We start from the raw sequence: 23,271 nt of genomic DNA on the forward strand, positions 1-23,271 counted from the left end.
CGGCGCGTGTCCGGCGCGCGGGCCAACCGCCAGCATCGCGCCCACGGTGTGCGCTGCGCCTGCGGCTCCTCGACCAGCAGGTCCTCGAGGCCGGCCGCTGTGGCCTGGGGGCTTGGGGGCATTTCGGATAACCGGTGTGTGGCGCGCTTCAGGTTGCGGCAAAGATCACCGGGACCAAAATGGTGTCGTTGATCAGCGCGCCCTGCCAGACCGCCGGCGAGTAGCGCCAATTCCTTGCGGCATCCAGCGCCGCCTGGTCCAGTGCGCGGCGTCCGCTGGACGTGGCTACCTTGATCCGGATGGGATCGCCGGCGGCATCCAGCCTGATTTCCAGTTCGACCACGCCAGCGGCCTGCGGCTCCAGCTCACTCGCATAGCGCGCCGGATGGCGCTGCTGCGATACCGGGTCCACGCTGGCGCCGCGGTTGGCCACGGGTGGCAGTTCGGCCAGCTTCGCAGCCAGTTCCTCCGCAGCGTGGTTGGCGCCCTCCCAGCGCTTCTGGTCCGACATGAGGCGAAGGCGCAGCCTGGGCAGGAAAACATTCAGTGCGCCCGCATCGTCCATCGTCGTCCGCCAGCGGGCGATCGCAAAGCACGCAACCGCCTCTTTGTCGCGCTGTGCGCGCAGCGCTACCGCACCCAACCCGTCCCAGCCGACGGCACCGCCTGGATTGCCCCACACCGCCTGCTCGAAATACAGGCGCGCAGCCACCGGTTCCTTGTGGAGCAGATGGTACTCCCCAAGTTCAGCGGCCACGAAGGACGCACCGGGATCGCTCGCCAGCAGGTCGCGGTGCTGATCGTAATGCTTTTCGAGTTCAGCCTCCGCGGCGAGGGTTCCGCCCTGCGCTCTCGCCACTGCCATGCGCGCCTCGCGCAGCGTGTTCCGGTAGCTGGCCTGGTCGCGCTTGTATTCCATCAAGCTGCCAGGGGCGCTGACGGGCACCTGCGCTTTCAGGCGCAGCAGATCGAACTGGATGGTATCCAAGCGCCCTGCGGCGACAGCCTCGATGATCCCCCGGATCTCGGCCCGCCCGCTGGCCAGCGATGACGAACGCTCGGCGCGCGCATCGCGGCTCCATTCAAGCGGCAGCGCTGCTTCTGCGGCATCGGGCGCCACAGGCGTGCTCTTGCTGCTGTCCAGGCGCCCGGAAAGCACCAGTGCGCCCACCATGATAAAGATGGAGACCGCGATAACGGCCCCCACGCCCGCGCCGCCGCGGGTCGGCGTGTTAGCGGCGGATGGCGCGACCGGCGCCTGGGCCTGGCCCATCGTTGCCTGGATGGCTTGCGCCAAGGGCTGCGGTACCTGTTGCAGACCTTGTTGCCGGGTGGCGGCCTGCCGTCCGCGCTTGCCCCGGCCAGCCTTGCGCCTGGCGCCAGCCTGCGCGGCAGTGGCAGCCGCTGCTGCGCTGGCGGCCCCGGCGATCAACGCGCCGCGCGCGCAAGCCGCGCAGGCCAGGCCCGCAAAATGCTGGTGCGACGGGTCGGCCCCGCATACCTGCAGGCGCTGGCTGGTGCGCAGCGCATACTCGCACAGAACCCGCGCCCATTCGGCCGGCGCAGGCCGCGTGCCCGGCTGACCGGCGAAGGCGCTGTCGAACATCTGGCGCAACTCCGCCGGCATCTGCGCGTGGCCGCTCACCGGGTTGGGCGAGATCGCCTTGTGCGCGCGCAGGCCGTAGGCATAGTAGCGGCCGCGGATGCGTCCGGGCAGATCGGTGGGAACCTGCGCATTGGCGGGCCGTCCGCTGAACGGATGGATGCCGAAGTTCAGCAACTGGAAGATCACCACCGCCAGTGCGAAGCGGTCCTGTGCTTCCTCGCCCGCGGCGGTCAGCCCGCCGCCCTGCAGTTCCGGCGCCAGGTAGTCGACGGTGAACTGCTGCGCCGGGAAGCGCTCCGACTCGCCCTGGATGCTGAAGCCATCGCAATCCAGCATCGCGATATAGAGCGAATCGCGATAGAAGCGCAGGTTGACCGGCTTCAGGTCCACCACATAGTGATGCTGCTGGTGCAGGGCGGCGATGACCCCGCTCAGGTTGGCGGCCAGCGTGATCTTGGCGCCCAGCCCGGTGGGCAGGCCGGCAGCGCGCGCCTGGCGCTCCTGCAGGATTTCCTCCAGCTCGGCCGTCTGCTGGATATCCAGCGTCGGCATGGCGAAGCCGATAAAGCGGCCGCGGGCGTCCTGCAGCGGCGCCTGCGGCCAGGCGATCTGCACATAGCGCCTGCCGCTCTCGATCTGGTCGGGCAGCTCCGGCGACAGGCGCAGCATCGCGTCGATCTTGCGCCGGTAGCTGGCCAGGTCCATGTGCGCGTGATAGAGCTTGGCCACCTGGGCCGGCGACTCGGCCAACAGGTACACGCTGCCGGCGCCGCCGCTCTTGATCAGCCGCGCCAGCGTCAGGTTGCGCTGGCGGTCCAGCCAGACCTTGCCGCCGCTGCGTGCGCTCATGCGCGCAGCGCGATCAGCAAGGTCTTGTCATCGCCAGTGATGTGGTGCGTGCGCGGATCGTCCAGCGTGGCCGCCAGCGCACGGTTGCCTTCGTCCTCGCCGGCCACCCCGAGCAGATAGCGCTCGACCGGGGTCATGAAGGGCGGGTAGAGCCCCGCATTGCCTTTGCTCATGGCGAATGGCATGGCGCCATCCGACATCAGCACCACACCGCGCAGCGGCTGCCGGATAGGCAGCACCTTGAGCCGTTCGCGCCAGTGCGGCCCGGTCACGAAGTAGGTCTCGTTTGCGTACTCGCCGTTGGCAGGCAGCGAAATATCCGGCACTGCCGTGGTATCGCATGGCTGGGCCACGCCCACCCCGTCGCCGATATGGAAAAAGCTGCCTCGCTCCGGCGTGGCCACCACACCGACCAGCGTGCTGGCATAGTCCGCCAGGCCGGCCCCCGCGGCACGCGCCACTTCCTGCAGCGCATTGCGCGCCAGCCCGATCACACTCGCCACGGCCTGCTCGAACTGATCGCCGGACAGCTCGGGCAACTCCTCGCCCTGCCCCACCCGCGTGGACAGCGCATGCACCACCGACCTGGCAATAAACTCCGCGCCCGCCTGGCTGTAGCGCGCCGAGCCCGCGCCATCGCAAACCACCGCGATCAGCACGTCGCCCACCAGCGCATGCGCGAAAGCGTCCTGGCACGGCACGCCGCGGTCGGCGTGCGACTTGCCCGTCGCCGAAGCGGCAAATATCCGCCAGCTCGTCATTCAGATGGAAACCGTCGACCAGCTGTCGGTGGAAGGCAGTTGCGCCTGTCCGCCCGGCGTGGACTGCGATACGACCTGCATGCTGGCGCTGAGCCAGAGGAACAACTCGCGGAACTGCAAGCCTTTGAGCTGCTTCACGCCACCGGCACCCCGGTTGCTGAACTGCTGGAGTACATCGGCGCTGGCGCCGGCGCCCACCGCGATCGGGAACACCGCCACCTTGTTGGCCTGCTCGGCCCGGCGCGCCTGCGTGGCGCTCGGCTCCCACTGGTCGGTGGGCGCTCCATCCGACATCAGGAACAGCCATGGGCGTGTATAGGCCACGCCGGCCTGGCGGAAACGCAGCTTTTCCTGCTCGATCTCCGCCAGCGCCAGTTCGATGGCCTGGCCAGTGGGTGTCGTGCCGTCGGCCCGCAATTGCGGCGCGCTGAAATCCATTGCGTCGCACCAGTCGCCGGCGATCTCGGCGCTGTCGTAGCCGCCGAACTTCACCACCAGGATGCGGACCCGCTTGCTTGCGATCACATCGGACTTCAGTTCCTGCTCCAGCAGCTTCAGTCCTTCGTTGAGTTGCTGGATCGGCTCGCCGTCCATGCTGCCGGAGCAATCCAGCACAAGCACGAGGGGCGTGCGTTGCTCGGTGTTATCGATCAAGGCAACGTCGGGAATGATCGTTTTCGACATCTTGTTTCCTGCGGCGTTTTCGGCGAATTTTGCATTTTACCAGCCTTATTCGCCACATCGGAAAATGCGGCGGCGGGATGGCCGGCAGCAAGGCCACCAGACCGGGTCACGGTGCCCGGTTCCCCCTGCTCGCACAGGGCTTGCGGCGCGCCCCCGACCAAAGCAGCGCCGGCAGGCCAGACGATGGCAACATGCGGTCGCCAGCTCGCACCTCCGATGGCAAGGCATGCCACGCGGTGTTCGGATTACGATGATGCTGCAGGTGGAAGTTGATGTGATATGGCCAGATGAAAAGCCGCCCAAGCCATCCCACGCGCCACGAATAGGTCCAGTCGCCCCAGCCGGGCGTGACATCCGGTCCGCCGCTGTGCTCTGCAAAGCTGCGAATCTTCTGCAGCAGGACACCGGTGGTGAAGAGCGGCCCGAACCATAGCGCGGCAAGCAGCGCCAGCGTCTGCGCGGAACACAGGCAGGCCAGCATCGCGACGATGGCGCCCCACGCTATCGCCGCGGCCAGCAGCGGGCCGGTCGGCCGGACGAATTGCCCGCCGGCTTTCCGGTAGGCACGCATCGTGCGCAACGTGTTGAGCATCGATGCGTCTCCGAGCAACTGCCTGGCGAGCGCTATCGTATCGAGCGGCCGGAACCGCCACGGCTGGTCTTGATACAGAAAACGGCGCTCGGGATCCAGTGCGGTGCCGACATGCCGATGATGCGCAAGATGCAGGGGCCGATAGAATTCGATCGGCACCGTGCCAGGCACGCCGATCGCGAGGTTGATCAGGAAATCGTTGCTGCGCCGATGCCGGCTCAGATGGTAGTGGGCGGCGTCGTGGTACAGGATGAACAGCGCGTGCTGCCGCGTCGCGATGATGGCAAAGGCCAGCGGATAAAGACGCCAGTCGCCGGCGGCAAGCGCAACGCGCAGTGTCACGACAATGCATAGCCATTCCACCAGGATCATGGCCATCGAACGCAAATCCACCCGCATGCGCAGCAGCACGGCCGTTGCCGTGCCGGCCAGCACGCCCACCGCGGCGCCACAGGCGGCATCGTAGAACAGATGCTGCCCGGTGGTCAGGACGGCCAGCATCAGCAGCGCACTCCATGCCGCGAAGAACCATGCGCTGCGCTCACGCAGCATGGCCAGCAGCACGCTGATCGCCACCGGCAACGCGACATGGCCGCTCGGCAACGCTGCCAGCGGTGAATCGATGCGGTGCAGCCAGGCAAGCCAGCCCGAGCCGGCCACAGGCCAGACGATCGCCGTCGGCCAGAACAGGTGGCTGACGAGACAGGCGATGGCGGCGAGCGCCCCGGCAAAAAAGGCCGGCAGCAACCAGTCGCGCTTGCGGCCGAGCCATACCAGTACCGGCATCACCAGCAGATAGCTCAGATAGAGCGGCACGGTCGCCGGCAGGATCGGCGTCCAGGCATCGAACATGGATGGCGGAACCGTCCGCACCGGCCCCAGCGGGAAATGCGTCACGATGAAATACAGCGCCCCGGACACGAACAGGTAGGCCAGGAGCCATCTCATGGGACTGGCCATGGCCATGGGCATGGTGCCGGCAGGCAGGCGAGTCGGCGGCATCTTCATCGCGGCAAGATCACGGTAATCGGTCGGGTATCATAACAAGCTGTCCAGTCATGCAGAATTCACCCATGCGCCTTCGCGCTACGCCCATTGAACGCGCCGCCTTGAGCGCGGACCAGATCGACCGGATGTTCGCGCTCTACTCGGCGTCATACTGCGATGCCCACCGCGATCTCTTCGATCGGGATCTCTCGGACAAGACCCACTGCATCATCCTGTGCGATACCGAGAGCGTGATCCAGGGATTCTCAACGCTGAAGCTCTACGCCACCACATGGGGCGGAACCCCGCTGCGGGTAATTTTCTCGGGCGACACGATCATCGACCCGGCGCACTGGGGCAGCCAGCAACTCGCCTTCGCATGGATTCGCCTTGCAGGCGAAATCAGCCGGAGCGCGCCCGGCGTACCGCTCTACTGGCTCCTGATATGCAAGGGGCACCGTACCTACCGCTACCTGCGCGCGTTCGCGCATGACTACGCGCCACGCTTCGACGCCGCCACCGCGCCAGACGTCCAGGCGCTGACGGATCATCTGGCGAACCAGCGGTTTGGCGCGGCGTACGACGGCAACACAGGGGTCCTGTCGTTCCCCACGCCGCAGGGACGGCTCACTCCGACGCTGGCGGAAGTGCCCGACGCCCATCGGCGGCTGCCGGACGTCGCCTATTTCCTGGCGCGCAACCCGCGCTATGCGAACGGCGACGAGCTGGTCTGCCTGTGCGAACTGTCGACGGCCAACCTGCGGCCGATGGCGCGCCGCCTGTTCTGCTCCACGTAAGCCGCACGATGCAGATCCGGCGCGCGCAGCCCGCGGACAATCCGCGCATCCTCGATTTCCTGGCGCAGCACGCGATGCAGGGCGCCTTGCCGCTGCGCTTCGATCGCGCGCCGGACTACTTTGCCTTGCATCGCTGCCATGCGGCCGATCACCGGACATGGCTGGCCGAGGGCGAAGGCGGCGACATGAAAGGCATTGCAAGCCTGGTCGTGCGCGACGGATACCTGATGGAACGGGTGCAGCCGGTGGCCTACCTCGGCGACCTGCGCCTGGTCCCTGACCGGATCCTGTCACGCGCATGGATGGAGGAAGTGCGTGCCCGTCTCGCCGGCCTGGAGCATGACGCCGGCGTGCATCATGCCTACTGCTGCATGATCCGGGACAACCGGCTGGCGGCGCAGTCGCTGCTGGGCTCCCGGCGCGCGGACCGCCTTGCACTGTCGCACTGGCGTGGCTACAGCAACGTGTCGGTGTACGGCCGGCGAGGCTGGCGCGGCGCGGCGCGCACCGCCGGTTCGATCCGGGTCGTGCAGGCGCAGCCGCATCATGCCGATGCGCTGCGCCACTTTCTCGACGCCGAATCGGCCCGGCAGCCATTCGGCTGCGTGTTTTCCGAGGCTGAGTTCGGGCGCCGGCTGCAGACCTGGCCCGATTTCGGCATCGGGTCCTTCCTGCTGGCACTCGACGCCCGCGGCAACCTGCACGGCTGCGTCGCGCCCTGGGATGCCGGGCGCATCAAGCGGATCGTGCTGGAGAGGTTCCCGCCATCCATCCAGGCAATCCGTCTTGCCTACAACGCACTGGCGCCGGCTTTCGGCCGGCCCAGGATCGCCGCGCCAGGCGAGCCGCTCCAGGATATCTATCTCACCCACCTGCAAGTGCGGCAACGCGATCCTGCCGTGTTCGCCGCACTGCTCGATGCCGCCTGGGCAGGCCTGCGCAGCCGCTACGCGCTGATGCAGCTCTGCCTGTACGACAACGATCCGCTCTGGCCCGCGATGGCTCCCTACCGCTTGACGCGCCTGCCGATGGACCTGTATACGCTATCCGGCACACGCAACGCGCCGGCGGTCGATCCGGCATCGGCTGCTCCCATACCCGGCTTTGAGATCTATCTCGTCTGACCCGGTCATCCGCCTTGCGAGCCGGGCCTGCCCGCATGCAGCACTTCGGCCAGCGCCAGCCAGAAGCGTCCGGCATCGAAACCCAGCCCGCCCAGCACCGGCTGGCCGTGGTCCAGGTGCGGCAGGCACACCTGCGGCATGCCGGCCAGTACCTGATGTTCGAGATAGAACTGCCCGTCGTGCGCGCAGCCGGGGCGGCGCGCATTCAGCCGCGCATGGTGGGCGTCGAAACGCGAACTGCGCTCGATCGACCAGCTGACCGCGTGCACGCAGTGCAACTCGCGCGGCAGCCTCGCGAGCATCTCCGCGACGCTGGGATCGCGGCGGCTACTGATGTCGCGCGTGCCGTCGGCCACCCAGCGTGTGCGCAGCAAAGGGCGTGCGACGCTGTCCTTCCAACTCGGCCCGCCTGGCGCCGGTGTCGCACCCCAGCCCATGATGTCGTCGACGATCGACGCCGGACCCACCGGCGGCTGAACCAGCGCGACCCCGTCGCAGCGCGCGCGCAGCGCAGGGGCGCCGTCCAGTGCCGCGAGCATGTCGATGCCGCCCTTGCTGTGCGTAAGCGCGACGAACCGCTCACCGCCGCGCAAGCGCTTGTGGAGCGTCGCTGCGATGTGCTTGCCTTGCGCCACCACGCCGCGCGACGAGCGCATCGGCAGCCGCAGCACGCTGTAACCCGCCTGCCGCAGCGCGAGCACCGCATCGCGATGGCAGCGCGGCAACCCCTCTGAGTACAGCCCGGCCACAAGGACCACGACGGTCGCCCGCGGCAGGTCCGTGCGCGCGCGTTTCCAGCAATCGACATAGCGCCCGGTCCAGTCGAGGCCCTCCCCTGCCCGCGCGAACGGCGTAGCCGGATAGTGCTGGCGCCACTCGTCAAAGCCGTGGGGTGTCCAGGACTGCCTTGCTGTCATAGCGGGTCTCGCGTATCGGGCGCTGCGGCGATGGTTTGCCGTTGTCCGTCAAGATGGCGGCGGGCGGCCTCCAGCACCGCCCGGCTGTCGATCCGGTTGGGATGAAACCAAGGGGCGAACCAGAACAGCCACGCCGGCAGCACGCGCGTGAATACGCCGGGATGTACGAACAGCCACCATTGAAGGCGCCCCCATTCGCGCCAGTTGGCGCGTTGCCTGTCACAGGCGGCAAGGCGATACATGAAATAGACCAGATCGATCACGAAATACACCGATACGCCCAGCATCGCGCCGCAGCGAACCAGATACCTGCGCAACGGGTTGGATCCGATTGCCCTGAAGACATCGAACGCGACGGCCTTGTGCTCGGTTTCCTCGATCGCGTGCCATTGCCAGATCGCGGCCATTTCCGGATGGGCGCCGTCGAGCATGTCGGGGTGGCGCAGCAACTGGTCGGCAAGGATGGCGGTATAGTGCTCGAGACACGCTGTCAGCGCCAGCCGCATGGCCGGCGAGGCAACCCGCAGGCTGTTCTGCTGGCGACGCCTGATCAGTGCCTCGAGCTCGTCGACGGGCGCGCCCTGGGCGGCCAGCCGCTGGTTGTAGAGCCGGTGCTCGCGGATATGGGTCGCTTCCTGGTGGATGAAGCCTGCAACATCGGCCGCAAGCGGCGTCCCGGCGGGTATCTCGCCGCGAAAGTGCTTCACGCTATCGATGAAGAACTTCTCGCCGAGTGGAAACATGATGGAGAAGGCATCGAAAAAACGCGTGACATGGACCCAGCCCCGGTACCAGTAGCGCGGCACGGTGGCGTCGAGCGTAAAGCGCAGATCGCGGTGCGGGATGTCGGTGGGCGGCGTCACTGCGCCGGTAGCGCGCGAGCGCTTGCTGAAGAAGCTCATATCGATCGGGTTGCCGGGCGCGTAAGCCGCTTGCCCCATTGCATGCCTGGTTGCTCCAGAAAGCGGTGCGAGAGTGTACCAACGAACAGGATCAGGACCACCGAGCCGAGGCCAGCCGCGGCCAGCCACGGCCCCGGGAGCGTTGCCGGACCGCCGGCGCGCCATAGCATTTCATGGATGACAAGCAGGACGGGAAGGTGGCAGAGATAGATCGAATAGGCACGCTCGCCGAGCCAGCCAAATACCGCCGACAGGCGGCTCATCCGCGCGGCGCCGCGATGGTCGCAGGCAGCCATCCAGACGAGGCCGGCAGCGCTGAGCGCGATGACGCCAATGGGATGGTGTGCCGAGATCAGCGGTGCGCATACGATGCCCACGTACAGCGCAAGCGTGACGGGCGCCACGAGCCCATGCCTGCGCATGATCGCCGCCACGCGCAGCGATGCCGTGCTCCGGCACAGCGCGTGCACCGCTACGCCAAGCACGAGCGCGTCGATGCGCAGGAACCAGCGCAGATCGAACGCATGGAATGGCAGCGCATTGAGCATCAATACGCCCGCAAGCAAAACGATTGCCAGGGTGCGCAGCCGCATGACAAGCAATGCCGTGGCGAGCAGAGCGTAGAACTGCTCCTCGAGCGACAGGCTCCAGTAACTGCCGGTCAGTTGCGGCAGTCCGCACCCCGCGGCCGTGCCGCTGGCGTGGCAATTGGCCCAGAACAGGTTGGCATAGCCGAACGCGCCGGCGATCGCACCGCGCAACTCGGCTGCGGGCTGCAAATGGCCGAATGCGGCCAGGACAAAACCGAGCGCCACGCTGATCGCGAGCCATGTCCAGGCGGCGGGCAGCAGCCGGCATAGCCGCCGGATCCAGAATGCACGCCACATCGCACCATCGATGCGATCGGCAGCGCCGCCGGCCAGCAAGGAGCGGCTGATCACGAAGCCCGATATGGCGAAGAAAAGGTCGACACCACCCCAGAGCGACAGGCTCCCGACCGCGACTCCGGCCTGGGGAAATGCCATCGCGTAATGCTGCATCAGCACCAGCGTGATCGCGATGCCCCGCAATGCCTGAATGCCCGGCAACCTTGGCAAGGCCACCGCGCAACGCGATCCGGCTGCCAGTTCCGGCTCGTGCCGCGGCGCCGCCGGAGCGCTTCCCAGCCCGCGCCGATTGGATGAAACAGATGTATCCGATGTATCCTTCGCGTACATCAAGCCGCCTATCTCCTGTACGCCCACACCCTATATGCAAGACAGCGCCGCGCAATCGCACCGTTTCGACCTGGCTAACCTCATTGTGCTGGCCCTGCAGACCGCAGGATGGGCCGGGACGCTCACGTGGTTGTCCAATACCGGCGCGGGTCCGCTGAAATGGCTGATCCTGATCCCGTTCTGCCTGCTCATGCAGGGCGTATTCTCGATGATGCACGAGACTTTTCACGGCTTCGGGCATCGTCGGAAAAACGCAAATTATACGATGATGTGGTGGGCTTCCACGATGTTTGGCGCCTCTGCCACGCTGATTCACATCAATCACCTCGGACACCACGTACGTAACCGTACGCGTGCCGAGCGGGCCGACTTCGCAAGTCCCGGCGAATCGCTGCTGCGCAAGCGGCTCGAGTACTACGCGGCGATTCTCGGCGGCATCTGGCTCGGCGGATTCATCGGCAGCATCGTGCTGGCGTTGCTGCCGGCCGGCGTCGCGAGCCACTGGTCCAGGCGCGGCGACGACAATACCTACGCTGCTGCGTTCAAGGATTTTTCCTTGCGCGATTTCCGGCGCATCCGCGTCGAAGTGATAGCCGGCGCTGCTGCGTGGTTGCTGGCGGGCGGGCTCCTCGACTGGAAGCCGCTGGTGGTGGCGATCGCCTATGCGGCATTCGCCTTTTCGTGGTCATCGCTGCAATGGGTCTATCACATGCGCACGCCGCTCGACGCGGTCGAGGGTACCTACAATATGCGCGCACCGTTCCTCGTGCGCTGGGCATTCCTGAACTTCAACTACAACCTGACGCACCACCGGCGGCCGGCGCTGCGCTGGCAGCAGTTGCATAGCGCGTCGAACGCGGCCGAAACGCGCCCGCTCTGGTTCGGCTGGCTGCAGATATTCCTGCCGCCGCAACCGCTGCCGGACGATCTTGCGCAACTCGACAAGACCTACTTCTGATGCGCCCGGACCCAAACGACACGCAAGCGGCATGGCGGACGTTCTCCGCTGCCGCGCAACCCGCGCTCGACAGGTGGCAGGCCGCGCTCGAAGCCCCGGCCGCAACCCAGGAACGGGTGCTGGCGCGGCTGCTGGCGGACAACCGCGAGTCGGCGTTCGGGCGCGCGCATGGCTTTGCCCGAATCGCCGGCCCCGCGCAGTTTCGCGAGCGCGTCCCGGTTCACTCCCATGCCGGGCTGCTGCCATGGATCGATCGGGCCCTGCGCGAATCGCAGCCGGTGCTGACCGTGCAGCCTCCGCGCTTCTTCGAGCGCACGAGCGGCAACGGCGCACAGCAGAAACTGATTCCATATACACCGGACTTCCTCGGCGCGATGCAACGCGCACTGACGATCTGGCTGGCGGACCTGTATCGCCAGTTGCCGGAGATCGGCGCGGGACGCGCCTACTGGTCGATGTCGCCGCCCTTGCAGGCGCCGTGCCATGCGCCCAACGGCATCCCGATCGGTTCGGCAAGCGACCTGGACTATCTCGCCGGCAGCCCGGTCGCCGGGCTCGCGCCGACGCTGGTCGTCCCGCCGCTCGCCAACGACGCATCCGCCTGGCGCAGGCAGACGCTGCTCGCGCTGCTGGCCGCGGACGATCTGGCATTCGTTAGCGTATGGAGCCCGACCTTCCTGACCAGCCTGCTGCGCCCATTGTTCGATGCCGGCGATCCGGCGCATGCCGGGACGCTTGCGTGGCTCGACACGGCCCTGCCCGCTCCGCGCCAGGCCGCGCTGCGGCGGGCGCTGGCTGCCGGAACCTGCGACGCCCTGTGGCCGCGGCTCGCCGCGGTGAGCTGCTGGATGGATGGCCCCAGCCAGACCTACGCGGCGCACCTGCGCGAGCGCTTCCCGCATGTACGCTGGCTGCCCAAGGGCCTGTTCGCGACGGAGGGGGTGGTCAGCCTGCCGTTTGGCCATGGCGAGGGCTGTCCGCTCGCTATCGAAAGCCATTTCCTGGAATTCCTGCTCGACGACGGCAGCGTGTGCGATGCCGCCGCATTGCGGCCGGGCGATACCGCGCAGGTCATCCTGACCACCGGCGGCGGCCTGTACCGCTATGCGCTGGAGGACCGCGTGCGCGTCACCGCGCTGGCAGGCCGCACGCCGCGCATCGGATTCGTCGGGCGAGCGGGAGCGCACAGCGACCTGGCCGGCGAGAAGCTGGACGAGGACACACTGGGCGCCGTGCTGGCGGCGACCGTCGACGCGCGCGACCATGCGTGTCTGGTGCCGTGTGCGTCGGCCGAGCCGCCGCACTACGTGCTGCTGGTCGCCAGTGCCGGACAGCGCGACGCCGAAGCGCTGCGCGCATCGGTCGAAGCTGCGCTGACGCGCTCGTTCCACTACGCGCACGCGCGCCGTCTATGCCAGTTGGGACCGCTGCGCGTGCGCCTGCTCGCCGGACCGCCTGCACGGCTTGCCGACGCGCTCCAGCAAGCGGCCGAGCAGACCGGCATCCGCGCGGGCGACGTGAAGCCCCGTATACTCATCAATCGACTTGCCACCGCGAATGCCCTCCTCGCCCTCACCGACGCCTGACATCATGTCGAATCCAGGCCGCGAAACGGACCATATGGCCGCCTGCCGGCCCGCCGCCGCTGCCGCTGCCGCTGAAGAACCCCGCGACGGGTTGCACGAGCAATGGTTCGTCGCCTGCACGAAAAGCGAGTTGCGGCCGGACAAGCCGCTCGGTGTGAAGATCCTCGGCCTTGGCATTGTCCTGTTTCGTCAGCGCAACGGCGACGTAACCGCGCTCATCGACCAGTGCGTGCATCGCGGCACGCGCCTGTCCGCCGGCAAGCTTGCGGACGATTGCCTCGTATGCCCATATCATGGCTGGCGCTACGATGCGCAGGGCCGTGTCGTGCATATCCCCACCATCGACGGCGTGCAGCCCGGGCCCACGCCGGCCGACTATCCGTTCCGCCAGAGGCAGCTCTCCGTGCGCGAGCAGGATGGCTTGATCTGGGTGTATCCCGGTACCGGCGACGCATCCGCAAGGCAGGCATTCCGCATGCCGTTCCATGCGGACCAGCAGTGGCAATCGTATTTCATGGTGAACAGTTTCGATGGCGACATCGGCATGCTGGCGCAGAACTTCATGGACGTGCCGCATACGGTCTTCGTGCACGACGGCATCTTCCGCTCGAGCCGTGGCAGCGCGATGGAAGCAACGGTGGCATTGAAGGCGGAAAGCGTCGAGGTCACCTATCACGATGAACACGACAAGATCGGCATGATGGAATGGCTCACCAATCCGCGCCGCGAGCCGCTGGTCCATACCGACCGCTTCTTTGCGCCCAATGTCACTCGCTGCGACTATCTCTGGGGCAGCCAGTCGGGCTTTCTGATCGTCAGCCAGATCACGCCGATCGACGCGCGGCGCTCGCGTGTCTATACCTACATCGCGTACCGCTTCGCGCTACCGCGCTGGCTGCTGCGCGCGCTGCGGCCACTTCTCCATCTCTACACGCACGTAGTGATCCAGCAGGATGTGCGGATCATGCGGGCACACCGGCAAGGACTCGATAACGCGCCTGGCTTCAAGCCACACAACGTGCGCGCCGACGTGGTGCATGTGGGAATCGAGCGCTTGCTGGCCGCCATCCGGCAAGGAGAAGCACTGCCCGAAGCGGAGCGCGGCGAGAAGCTGATGCGTTTCGAGCTTTAGAGGCTGTTTCAGGCTGGAGCGAAGCGGTGGTGGGTAGGTGCGCGCCCGCAAGCGGTACAAGTGGTACGGCAAGGCCGCGCAACGACGCCAGTATCCTTTTGAGCTGACCTCTGAAGGCGACTTGGGGACCTTGCCCGAGTCTCAGCCTCCCGGCCTGGATGCGTGAAGACGGCTGACCAGATGCCGATGCACCGCAGGCAGATGCTCAAGTGCGAGCGCCGGGTACACGTGATGGACCTGATGAAAGCCGATGTTGCGCGGAAACAGGACCAGTTTCCCCAGCCACCCGAAATGCCAGGTATGGGTCATCGCCCATACCCCTTCCTGGGAGCGCTCGCCGCTCACCACGTGATCATGCTCGATCAGCACGCGATTCGCATTCATGATGCCGCCCAGGATCCACGGCAGCCCGTAATACGCGAAAAACGGCAGCTGCCAGTGCACCACGACCGCAATCGCGAACAGATAAGCCGCGCAATGCGGCAGATCGTTGCGCGCGCACGCAATGATCTCGGGATGATGACGCAGGTCGCGTTTAGCGCGTTCCTGCAGGAAGCCACGCGCATACCATGGACGAAACGCCGGCCAGGCCAGCGCGAGCGGCGCGGTCAGCGCGCGCAATGGCCACCAGATGGGCAACAGGGCCCCGCGCAGCATCATCGCGCGCTTGATCCAGCCGCCGCGCGCGGCAAGGCGATGCAGGTACGGGTCTTCAGGCGTGCAGACCGCGCGGTGATGGCGCAGATGGTGATAGCGCATCGCGGCGATCGTCGAACCGATCGGCCAGCCGGCCAGCACTTCGACGATGGCAAGCGGCATGGTCCTGCGGCGCGACGGCAGGTGGCAGGCATCGTGCAGGATCACGCCGAGCGCCTGCAGGCGTCCCGCGATCAGCAGCACACCCGCGACATACACGACCGGATCGCGGATCAGTGCCATCGCCGTCCAGCACAGCGCGATGACAAGCCAGTCGGTGCACGCATAGCGCACGAGCCGCCACGGCCTGGCGGATGTGGCAAACGGAAGGACCCGGCACAGTTCTGCGGGCGTGGGAAATACGGACATAGCGGATATTCGGTTGGTGGCGGACATAGGCGGCCATGCGCGGCGAGTGCACATGGTAGCCGGAGTTGCGCCGCACCGGTGCAATTGGACGCGGTGGCGTCTCCGCAGGACGCCTTCGGCAAGCCGGGCCTACCCTCCCGTTTTCAGCATCCGCCACAGCGTGGTGCGTCCGATCCCCAGTTGCCTGCTGGCCTCGGCGCGGTTGCCGCCGGCTTGTTCGAGCGCGCGCAGTACGTCGGCCCGTGTCGGCGCTGGCCGCTGCGCATCTTTGCCGCCTGTCGGCGGCTGGTGACGCATTCGCTCGAACTCCGGAAAGACCGCGCGAATCTCCTGCACGGACCCGGCCTGCGGATCAGCAAGGTAGATCGCCGCGCGGGTCAGCAGGTTCTCCAGTTCGCGCACGTTGCCCGGCCATGCATAGCCGTGGAACAGTGGTGCCAGCAGTTCCAGCACGCGTGCCATGATTCCGTCCGGCAGGCCATATTGCGCGATGCTCCGCTTTGCCAGGCGATGCGCCAGTTCGGGGATGTCGCCGCGCCGTTCGCGCAGTGCCGGAAGTTCGATCTGCAGCAGGTTCAGCCGGAAGTAGAGGTCTGCGCGAAACTGGCCTTTTGCCACCAGCCCGTGCAGGTCCCGGTGCGTAGCCGCGATGACACGGACATCGACCGGCGTGGCGCGTCCCGAGCCGAGCTTCATCACCTCGCGCTCCTGCAATACACGCAACAGCCGGCTTTGCAGGGCCGCAGGCATCTCGCCGATTTCATCGAGGAAAATCGTCCCGGTGTGGGCGGTCTCGAACAAGCCTGGCCTGCCCCCGCGCCGCGCGCCCGTGAACGCGCCCTCCTCATGCCCGAACAATTCGCTCTCGATCAAGCCTTCCGGCAAGGCCGCGCAATTGAAGGCGACGAAGGGGTTGCCGCGGCGCCCGCTCGCATTGTGGATGCCCTGCGCGACTAGTTCCTTGCCGGTCCCGCTCTCGCCCGTCAGCAGTATGGTCGCGTCGTGCGCCGCGCCGGCACGCGCGAGGCGCCGCACCCTCTCCAGCGCTGCGGAGCTGCCCGTCAGGTCATCCAGGCCGTGCCGCGCAACCAGGTGCGTCGGACGCTGGGTGGTCCGTAGCGACCGGTCGATCCGCTGCGCGGCCTGCGCGTCCTGCACCGTCACCACCGAGCCGGTGCGCAGGCCATGTTCGACGATGGGCAGGCAGGCCACGATCAGCGCGCGCCCGCCGATGCGCGCGATCCGTTCTTCGAGCGGGCCTTCGGTGCTGATGGATTCGCGCAGAAAGGGCCCCACCGCTGCCGTCAGCTGGCTCGGGATATCCTTGTCGCCCGCCAGGCCCAGCAGGCCGACCATGGCGGGATTGACGGCTTCGAGCTGTCCGGCGTCGTCGAACGCGGCCACGCCATCGCGCAGATGCGCCACGATGGTGTTCAGGCGCACGCGCTTCGACTCCTTGTGCCGGCTGACCCTTGCCAGCTCGATGGAGCGTTCGAAGGCCTCCTCTACCGCCCCGAGGGAGTACAGGAACACGCTTCCGAGGCCCGCCTGCTGCGCAAAGTCGCACGCCATGCCCGGTCCGATGATGACCGTGCAACCCTCTCCGGCAAGCGATTCGACTGCGGTCCGTACCTCGTCGATCGAGCGGTAGGCGCGCTGGAGGAGATCCACCTTCAGCCAGGCCCTCAAGTCGTCGAGTTCCTGCGAAGCCGTCTCATGCAGGATGAGCCCGATCCGTTCTCCCGGCCAGGCCGAAGCGGCTTGCGCGATCGCGCTGAGCACGTCGAAGCCGTTCACCTTGACCATCACCACCGGCACGCTCAGGTGATCGCGCAGATAGGCGCCGTTCGAGCCCGCAGCGAGCACGACATCCACGGTGCCCGCGTCGACGTATGCCTGCAGGGCGGCGACCGCGGCGCCGTACCCTTCCCGCACCGCAAGAATCTTCGCACGGTCGCCATAGCGCGGCGCCACGGTCTCGCACAAGGCCTGCAGGCGGCTGATGCTGACCAGGGCGATGCCGGGCCGATGCGCGTCGTGCCTCGAAACGGAAGTGAATTGGGAAAGCGTCTGCACGAAAGGCATCCTCCAGCTGGACAATGAAACGTTTCTCGAAACGTTTCAAAAAAATAATGGAACATTGTCGCATGGATCAATCGTCGATAAACCGGCATAAGCTATTGATTTATCTTGGAATATGAAGAACCTGGCCACTGGCACGGATTGTGCTGAAAGAGCATTTCCTTAATTCAGAGTCCGGGGGCAAATTGCCATGTCATCTCATTCAGCCATCCGCCGCGCGGCGTTCCGCCGCAAGATCGACGAGCGCAGGGGCCTGCTGGTGCCTGGCGCGTTCAATGCGCTAAGCGCCCGCATCATCGCCGACGCCGGCTTCGAGGCGCTCTACCTGACGGGGGCCGGCGTGACCAATATGTCGTTCGGCCTGCCCGACCTGGCCTTTATCGGCTTGCAAGATATTGCCGAGCATACGGCGCGCGTGCGCGACGCCGTCGATTTGCCGTTGATCGTGGACGCGGATACGGGCTTCGGCAACGCGCTGAACGTACGCCACGCGGTGCGCACGCTCGAGCGTGCAGGCGCGGACGCCATCCAGATCGAGGATCAGGTGCTGCCAAAGAAATGCGGCCACTTTGCCGGAAAGGCAGTGATTTCGACCAGCGAGATGATCGGCAAGCTTCACGCGGCGGTCGATGCGCGGGAAGACAGCAACCTGTTGATCGTGGGTCGCACCGACGCCTGTGCCGGGTACGGCATCGAAGCCGCGATCGAGCGCGGCCATCGCTTCGTCGAGGCAGGCGCCGATGTGCTCTTCATCGAGGCAACCGAGTCGCTCGCCGATATCCAGCGCCTGCCCGCGCTGTTCGATACGCCGCAACTGATCAATGTCGTGATCGGCGGTAAAACGCCGACCCTGCCGCGCGACGAGCTCGGCAGATTGGGCTACGGCATCGTGCTATACGCGAACGCGGCACTGCAGGGCGCAGTACATGGCATGCAGCAGGCGCTGGCCGTGCTGCGCGACCGCGGGCGGCTGGACGAGGATCCGTCGCTGGTCGCATCGTTCAGCGAACGCCAGCGCCTGGTGGACAAGGCGCTGTTCGACCGTCTCGAGCAGCAATACAAGGCCGGCGAAGAATAGCGCCGGAGACCGCCATCGGCCATCGGGCATCGGGTCGAGCGCGCCTCCCGCTGGTCATTCACCGGATGGGAAACGACGCATTCGACGCCAGCTTGTGAAGCACGACCGCATCGTATAGCGCCACCAACGCCTCCCGGATCGCCGCGGCGACGCCCGGGCTCGACACCATGCCGTCTTCGTCAAGCTTTGCACCCAGAAGCGGCAAGGTGACGGATGCCGGCTCGATCAGCACCGCGGCCATGGTCCTCAGGGTCTCGCGCAGCGCCGCGTCGGCATGATAGGCACGAGGGGAGGCGTTGAGTACGGCAACCGGCTTGTTGGCGAAAGGCTCGAAGCCAACCAGCCAGTCGAGCGTATTCTTGATGGTCCCCGTGACGCCGTGCGCATATTCCGGGCTAGCGATAAGCAGTGCATCGGCCTGGGCCACCTGGAAGAAAAGGCTGGCGACAGGCTCTGGATAGCTGGCATCCAGGTCCGGGTTGAACAACGGCAAATCCCCAAGGCCGGTGAATACGGTAACAGATACCTCCGGTGGCGCCAGCCTTGCGGCCGCACGCAGCAACGCGGAATTGATGGAGGCAGCGCGCAGGCTTCCGGATAACGCTAGTACTTTCATATTTCCTGTGTCGGCCAAGCGATGCCGATTGGCGATATGGATTGGAGATGTGGATTGGCTGTACTGATTGTCAGCGGAATCGTCGATCCGAAAGCCACCCGCGGGCGATGGCCGTGGTAGCCTCCGGGCGCTCCATCGACGGAAAATGGCCGCATCCGGCAAGCGCTTCGAAGCGGGCGTCCAGCAGGATTCGCGCCAGCCGCTGCCCGACCTCGATTGGAACGAAGGTGTCGGCCGCCCCCCATATCAGGAGCGTGGGCACCGCCGCCGAAGCCATTGTGCCCCAGTGATCGCGCCTGGTCAGCGCCGCGTCCGATTGCCGTGCGAAGATTTCCGGGCCAACGTCCCGCGCCATCCTGGTGAACATCGCCCGGGAAGCCTGGTCCTCCGACGGAATCGCCTTCTCCGCGAACTCCCGTATCACCACGTCGTGCTCGCCCTGCCGGATTCTTGCGCTGGTCAGGCGCACGCCAGCCGGATCCGGGTGCGCGCCGGGGTTGCAGTTCATCAGCCAGAGGCCGGCCACGCGGTCTGGCGCTTTCGCGCAAATTTCCATCGCGAGGCATCCGCCGTAGGCAGTGCCGGCAAGCAGGAATCGGCCGCGAACCTGGGATAGCAGGCGTTCGGCGCTCGCCGCGAACGATGCCTCGGCAAGCACTGCGGCCATGGGGTCGACCACGTCAGACAGCGCGTCGATTTGCGCTTGATACAAACGCGCGTCGCAGGGCATGGCAGGCAGGAATACCAGGGGAAGCATTGCGGTCGGTGCGAGCATGGCGGCGGAAACGCGATTCTACTGCGTGCGGTCGCCATGCCGCTTCTCCCGGTCGCACGCTCGGGCGAGCCGCCCTCCCCACCCAAGGCGTTCCAGATACCCAACGGCGGCACCGTGGCGGGCCACAAGGTGCAGGTCATCAGCAAGGACACCACCGGCCCCGCGCCAGGCGTGGTCAAGCGGCTGGCGCAGGCGCTGGCGGTACGCATGGAGAAAACCGGCGGCGAACTCTACAACGTGGAATTCGACAAATTCGACAATTTCAAGGATCCAGGCGAGTAGGCTCGGGCGAGCGGCGTGGCCCCCCTCTGCCGCGCCGGCGAGGGGGCGCCTCCGGCTGGCTTCCGGGCATCTGCGGGGCCTGGCTCGCCTGGAATGGGGGCCGCGCGATACGGGCCGGCATCTTCTGCGCCACCTCTGGCAATGCGGCGCCGGTGCCTGCGGCCGGCAGCTGTCCCTTCGCCGCCTCCGATGCCGGCAGGCTGTAGCAAATCCACATTGCGCGCTGCGGCACTTCATTGAAATTGCTGTCGCTGGCCGCCAGTACCCGCGCCCACACCTGCGGCGTGGAACTGCGCCAGACGCCACAGAGCAGGCGCCGGAAACGCGAGTCGCGCCCGGCCTGTTGCTCGATGCGTTCGATAAACGCCGGGCCGTGATATTCAATCAGGTCTTCCAGCTCGCCGGCTGCCAGGGCGGCGAGCACCCTGGGGCTATCGGTGCGCTCCAGTATCTCCAGCACCAGTTGCCATAAACCCTCGGGATCGTTGACGCAGAGCCAGTCGCAGGCCTGCCAGACCCAGAACGAGCGCACTTCGTGCCGGCCGATGGCCGGGTCGTAGCGGCTGTAACGCCTGATATAGGCATTGACCAGCCGTTTTTGCTCATGGGTTTCCATAGTCCCCCGCAACTGCCCGTCAGCAAGATAAGCCCAGCCTGATAAACGATCGCCGCGCTATCGCCGGCGCAGCGCACGCCTGGTATCGATCGCTGGCGATCCCCGGCCATCGCCTGGCCCGGGCTGGCCACGCCGGAACCTGGCTCAGGCGACGGCCAGCAACCTGACCAGCCCACCGTCGTCCGCCAGCAGCTCCGCACTGTTCGACTCGTGCCCCCCTGGCCGGAGCGGGCACCATTGCGCGACGGGTCATGTCCAGTGCCGGATGCGCGCGCTGCTCCACGACGATTCCGCCATGCCGCCCTCGTCCGTGAGCTTGCGGATCACGCGCTGCAATTCCTGAACAATAATAGGCGCCAAACCTTCCATTGGTTCGTTGAGCAATAGAGGGACCGGGTTAACCATGAGGGCAAGGGCTATCGCCTGCCGAAGGTCGACCGTGCCCTGCTCCAGCACGCCGGCACGAATGCAACGATCAGGGCGCGGCAATCGCCACGTAGGCCAGGCCGGCGCCCAGCGCCAGGCAGAGCGGCGAGTACACCCGCGTATCCAGCCGGGCGAACGGCGAGCCGGTGATGCGCTTGAAGAACCCGACCAGCCGGAAATCGCCAACCGCCCTGGCCAGCATCAGCACCGCAACCACGCCAATGGCCCATTGCAACGCTTGCCCGGTGTACGGCGCCGAGGCCAGGCCGGCGCGTGCCCAAACCATGCCGGCGACGGCCGCCAGCGCTGCCGCCACCAGCAGCGTGCCGCCCCGCGAGGGCGTGAAGGCCGGAACCATGTCTGGCCCGGCCGGCCCGCGCGCAGCCTCGGGGGAACGCGGGACGCGCGGGATCGCCGCGTCCTTGCCCAGTTCGCCGCCCAGCACCCAATAAACGTGGATGCAGGCAAGCAGCAGATAGATGCAGGCAATGACGAGAGCGACCATGGCGGCGGGATTCTTATCTGTGAGAAGATGGCTGGCACGACGCCCGTGAGCTTAGACCAGCCGAGCCGGGTGTGCGCGTCCAGTGACGATATGCCGCAGCCCGGCCACCGCCGTCGCCACCGTAGCGCTATCATCCGCGCCCGCAAGCAAGGAGATCGCCATGTCACCCGATCGACGCCGCATCATTGGCCGCAGTGCCCGCCTGGCCGCCGCGCTGGGCCTGGCCTGCGCCGCCTGGCCCGCCGGCTCCCTGGTCGCGGTACCTGCTCCAGCCCCCTGGCGCCGCCCGCTCCCCGGCAGCCGGGACACCCTGCCGGTGATCGGCCTGGGTACGGCCAACACCTTCGATGTCGGCCCGGAACCTGCCGAACGCGCGCCGCTGGCCGAGGTACTGGCCCTGCTGCTGCAAACGCCCGGCGCGGTGATCGACACGGCGCCCAGCTACGGCAGCGCGGAAACCGTCACCGGCGACCTGCTGCAACAGGCCCACGCCCGCGGCAAGGTGTTCCTGGCCACCAAGATCTCGGCCTCCGCCGGCAGCGCGGCGCAGGCGCAGTGGGCGCAGTCGCTGCGTGCCCTGCGCAGCGATACCGTCGATTTGCTGCAGGTACACAACCTGATCGACTGGCGCGGCAACCTGCGCTTTGCGCGCCAGCTCAAGGAACAGGGCAAGACGCGCTATATCGGCATCACCCACTACCGCGAGGACGCGCACGAGGCACTGGCGCAGATCGTGCGCGGCGAACGCCTGGATTTTGTCCAGCTGAACTACTCGGTGGCCGAGCGCAATGCCGAACGCGCGCTGCTGCCGCTATGCCAGGAGCGCGGCGTGGCGGTGCTGGTCAATCGCCCATTCCAGGACGGACGCCTGTTCCGCGCGGTCAAGGACCGGCCGCTGCCCAACTGGGCCGGCGAGATCGATTGCGCCTCCTGGGCCCAGATCTTCCTCAAATTCATCGTCGGCCATGGGGCCGTGACGGCCGCCATCCCGGCTACCGCCAAGCCAAGGAACATGCAGGACAACCTGGGCGCCGGCTTCGGCCGCATGCCGGATGCCCGGCAGCGCGAGCGCATTGCCGCGCTGCTGGCGTGAGGGCATGCCATGGACGGCACCTCGCAAGCGGCGCGGCAAGGCCTCGGCATCCAGCCTGGGGAAGGCGGCGCGCTGGCTGCCGGCTTCCTGTTCTTCTTCTGCCTGTTCGCCAGCTATTTCATGCTGCGCCCGGTGCGGGAAACCATGGGCATCGCGGGTGGTGTGCAGAACCTGCAGTGGCTGTTTACCGCCACCTTCGTGGTGATGCTGGTGGCCATACCCTTCTATGGCCTGTGCAGCGCCCGTGTGCCGCGCCGGCGTTTCGTGCCGTGGGTCTATGCCTTCTTTATCGCCAACCTCGTGGCCTTCGCGCTGGCCACGCGCGCTGCGCCCGACAGCCTCTGGCTGGCGAGGGTGTTCTACGTCTGGCTGTCGGTGTTCAATCTGTTCGTGGTGTCGGTGGCATGGAGCCTGATGGCGGATGTATTCCGGCCCGGCCAGGCACGGCGGCTGTTCGGCCTGCTGGCCGCGGGCGCCAGCGCGGGCGGCCTGGCGGGGCCCTTGCTGGGCGGATGGCTGGTGACGCGCATCGGGCTGACCGGGCTGATGCTGCTGTCGGCCGCGCTGCTGGCCGCCACCCTGCCCGGCGTGGGCTACCTGTTCGGCTGGCGCAGGCGCGCC

General features: G+C 66.9%; 22 protein-coding genes and 1 pseudogene. 9 read left to right on the top strand and 14 right to left on the bottom strand.

Annotated features, from left to right (window positions below):
* Positions 1-148 precede the first annotated feature (148 nt).
* The 4 genes from P3W85_RS13580 to P3W85_RS13595 form a co-directional block, all read right to left on the bottom strand.
* Positions 149-2,455, bottom strand: a complete 2,307-nt coding sequence (locus P3W85_RS13580; protein WP_276265163.1) for a TonB family protein — start codon at positions 2,453-2,455, stop codon at positions 149-151.
* Positions 2,452-3,216: a PP2C family serine/threonine-protein phosphatase gene (locus tag P3W85_RS13585; RefSeq protein ID WP_276265164.1), complete on the bottom strand. Its 765-nt coding sequence runs from the start codon at positions 3,214-3,216 to the stop codon at positions 2,452-2,454. Before P3W85_RS13585 ends, P3W85_RS13580 begins: the two co-directional genes overlap by 4 nt.
* The gene (locus tag P3W85_RS13590) at positions 3,217-3,900 is read right to left on the bottom strand and encodes a vWA domain-containing protein (RefSeq protein ID WP_017225053.1); all 684 of its coding nucleotides are present in this window, start codon (positions 3,898-3,900) and stop codon (positions 3,217-3,219) included.
* A gap of 106 nt (positions 3,901-4,006) precedes the next feature.
* Entirely contained in the window at positions 4,007-5,440 is a 1,434-nt protein-coding gene (locus P3W85_RS13595; RefSeq protein WP_276265165.1) for a fatty acid desaturase, read from the bottom strand.
* Positions 5,441-5,565: 125 nt separating this feature from the next.
* On the opposite strand from P3W85_RS13595, the gene P3W85_RS13600 reads away from it, so the two are divergent.
* Together P3W85_RS13600 and P3W85_RS13605 are read left to right on the top strand one after the other, a co-directional pair.
* The gene (locus tag P3W85_RS13600) at positions 5,566-6,276 is read left to right on the top strand and encodes a hypothetical protein (RefSeq protein ID WP_017225051.1); all 711 of its coding nucleotides are present in this window, start codon (positions 5,566-5,568) and stop codon (positions 6,274-6,276) included.
* Between the two features lie 8 nt (positions 6,277-6,284).
* Entirely contained in the window at positions 6,285-7,400 is a 1,116-nt protein-coding gene (locus tag P3W85_RS13605) for a hypothetical protein (protein WP_276265166.1), read from the top strand.
* A gap of 5 nt (positions 7,401-7,405) precedes the next feature.
* On the opposite strand, the gene P3W85_RS13610 is transcribed toward P3W85_RS13605, so the two are convergent.
* Genes P3W85_RS13610 through P3W85_RS13620 form a run of 3 tightly spaced genes read right to left on the bottom strand, consistent with a single transcriptional unit; the run spans position 7,406 to position 10,316 of the window.
* A complete protein-coding gene (locus P3W85_RS13610; protein WP_276265167.1) occupies positions 7,406-8,317 on the bottom strand; it encodes a hypothetical protein in 912 nt (303 codons plus the stop codon).
* Positions 8,314-9,258, bottom strand: coding sequence for a metal-dependent hydrolase (locus P3W85_RS13615; RefSeq protein WP_017231010.1), 945 nt, complete (start codon positions 9,256-9,258; stop codon positions 8,314-8,316). Before P3W85_RS13615 ends, P3W85_RS13610 begins: the two co-directional genes overlap by 4 nt.
* Positions 9,216-10,316 carry an acyltransferase family protein gene (locus tag P3W85_RS13620; RefSeq protein WP_276265168.1) on the bottom strand — a complete coding sequence of 367 codons (1,101 nt, stop codon included), beginning with the start codon at positions 10,314-10,316 and terminating at the stop codon, positions 9,216-9,218. The genes P3W85_RS13615 and P3W85_RS13620 overlap by 43 nt, the downstream gene beginning before the upstream one ends.
* A 154-nt stretch (positions 10,317-10,470) precedes the next feature.
* On the opposite strand from P3W85_RS13620, the gene P3W85_RS13625 reads away from it, so the two are divergent.
* From P3W85_RS13625 to P3W85_RS13635, 3 genes are read left to right on the top strand one after another with little or no spacing between them, the layout of a single operon-like run.
* Positions 10,471-11,394 (top strand): fatty acid desaturase, encoded by a 924-nt coding sequence (locus P3W85_RS13625; RefSeq protein WP_276265169.1) that lies wholly within the window; start codon positions 10,471-10,473, stop codon positions 11,392-11,394.
* Complete coding sequence (locus P3W85_RS13630) at positions 11,394-12,980, top strand: GH3 family domain-containing protein (protein WP_276265170.1); 1,587 nt, start codon at positions 11,394-11,396, stop codon at positions 12,978-12,980. The genes P3W85_RS13625 and P3W85_RS13630 overlap by 1 nt, the downstream gene beginning before the upstream one ends.
* A 4-nt stretch (positions 12,981-12,984) precedes the next feature.
* Positions 12,985-14,112: an aromatic ring-hydroxylating oxygenase subunit alpha gene (locus P3W85_RS13635; RefSeq protein ID WP_276265171.1), complete on the top strand. Its 1,128-nt coding sequence runs from the start codon at positions 12,985-12,987 to the stop codon at positions 14,110-14,112.
* 141 nt (positions 14,113-14,253) lie between these two features.
* Here P3W85_RS13635 and P3W85_RS13640 read toward each other — a convergent pair whose 3' ends face one another.
* Together P3W85_RS13640 and prpR are read right to left on the bottom strand one after the other, a co-directional pair.
* Positions 14,254-15,177: a fatty acid desaturase gene (locus tag P3W85_RS13640; RefSeq protein WP_017224604.1), complete on the bottom strand. Its 924-nt coding sequence runs from the start codon at positions 15,175-15,177 to the stop codon at positions 14,254-14,256.
* Between the two features lie 129 nt (positions 15,178-15,306).
* Positions 15,307-17,262, bottom strand: a complete 1,956-nt coding sequence (prpR, locus tag P3W85_RS13645; RefSeq protein ID WP_430869542.1) for a propionate catabolism operon regulatory protein PrpR — start codon at positions 17,260-17,262, stop codon at positions 15,307-15,309.
* Between the two features lie 187 nt (positions 17,263-17,449).
* Here prpR and P3W85_RS13650 point away from each other — a divergent pair, with 187 nt between their 5' ends.
* Positions 17,450-18,337 carry an isocitrate lyase/PEP mutase family protein gene (locus tag P3W85_RS13650; RefSeq protein WP_276265173.1) on the top strand — a complete coding sequence of 296 codons (888 nt, stop codon included), beginning with the start codon at positions 17,450-17,452 and terminating at the stop codon, positions 18,335-18,337.
* Positions 18,338-18,395: 58 nt separating this feature from the next.
* On the opposite strand, the gene P3W85_RS13655 is transcribed toward P3W85_RS13650, so the two are convergent.
* The gene (locus P3W85_RS13655; protein ID WP_017224601.1) at positions 18,396-18,953 is read right to left on the bottom strand and encodes an NADPH-dependent FMN reductase; all 558 of its coding nucleotides are present in this window, start codon (positions 18,951-18,953) and stop codon (positions 18,396-18,398) included.
* Between the two features lie 70 nt (positions 18,954-19,023).
* The gene (locus tag P3W85_RS13660; RefSeq protein WP_276265174.1) at positions 19,024-19,710 is read right to left on the bottom strand and encodes an alpha/beta fold hydrolase; all 687 of its coding nucleotides are present in this window, start codon (positions 19,708-19,710) and stop codon (positions 19,024-19,026) included.
* Positions 19,711-19,764: 54 nt separating this feature from the next.
* Here P3W85_RS13660 and P3W85_RS13665 point away from each other — a divergent pair, with 54 nt between their 5' ends.
* Positions 19,765-20,010: a hypothetical protein gene (locus P3W85_RS13665; protein ID WP_276265179.1), complete on the top strand. Its 246-nt coding sequence runs from the start codon at positions 19,765-19,767 to the stop codon at positions 20,008-20,010.
* On the opposite strand, the gene P3W85_RS13670 is transcribed toward P3W85_RS13665, so the two are convergent.
* The 3 genes and pseudogenes from P3W85_RS13670 to P3W85_RS13680 form a co-directional block, all read right to left on the bottom strand.
* Positions 19,991-20,626, bottom strand: a complete 636-nt coding sequence (locus P3W85_RS13670; RefSeq protein ID WP_276265175.1) for a DUF6869 domain-containing protein — start codon at positions 20,624-20,626, stop codon at positions 19,991-19,993. The two genes, P3W85_RS13665 and P3W85_RS13670, sit on opposite strands and share 20 nt — an antisense overlap.
* Before the next feature lie 144 nt (positions 20,627-20,770).
* A pseudogene (locus P3W85_RS13675) lies at positions 20,771-21,049 on the bottom strand (ABC transporter ATP-binding protein); the annotation flags it as partial.
* Positions 21,050-21,101: 52 nt separating this feature from the next.
* On the bottom strand, positions 21,102-21,557 hold the full coding sequence (locus P3W85_RS13680; RefSeq protein ID WP_276265176.1) for a DUF3995 domain-containing protein: 456 nt from the start codon (positions 21,555-21,557) through the stop codon (positions 21,102-21,104).
* 160 nt (positions 21,558-21,717) lie between these two features.
* Between P3W85_RS13680 and P3W85_RS13685 the strand changes: the two genes are divergently transcribed.
* Together P3W85_RS13685 and P3W85_RS13690 are read left to right on the top strand one after the other, a co-directional pair.
* A complete protein-coding gene (locus tag P3W85_RS13685; protein ID WP_276265177.1) occupies positions 21,718-22,650 on the top strand; it encodes an aldo/keto reductase in 933 nt (310 codons plus the stop codon).
* 9 nt (positions 22,651-22,659) lie between these two features.
* A partial coding sequence (locus P3W85_RS13690) for an MFS transporter (protein WP_276265178.1) occupies positions 22,660-23,271 on the top strand: 612 nt, incomplete at its 3' end.

Source organism: Cupriavidus basilensis (assembly GCF_029335485.1).
Classification (GTDB): Bacteria; Pseudomonadota; Gammaproteobacteria; order Burkholderiales; family Burkholderiaceae; genus Cupriavidus; species Cupriavidus basilensis_E.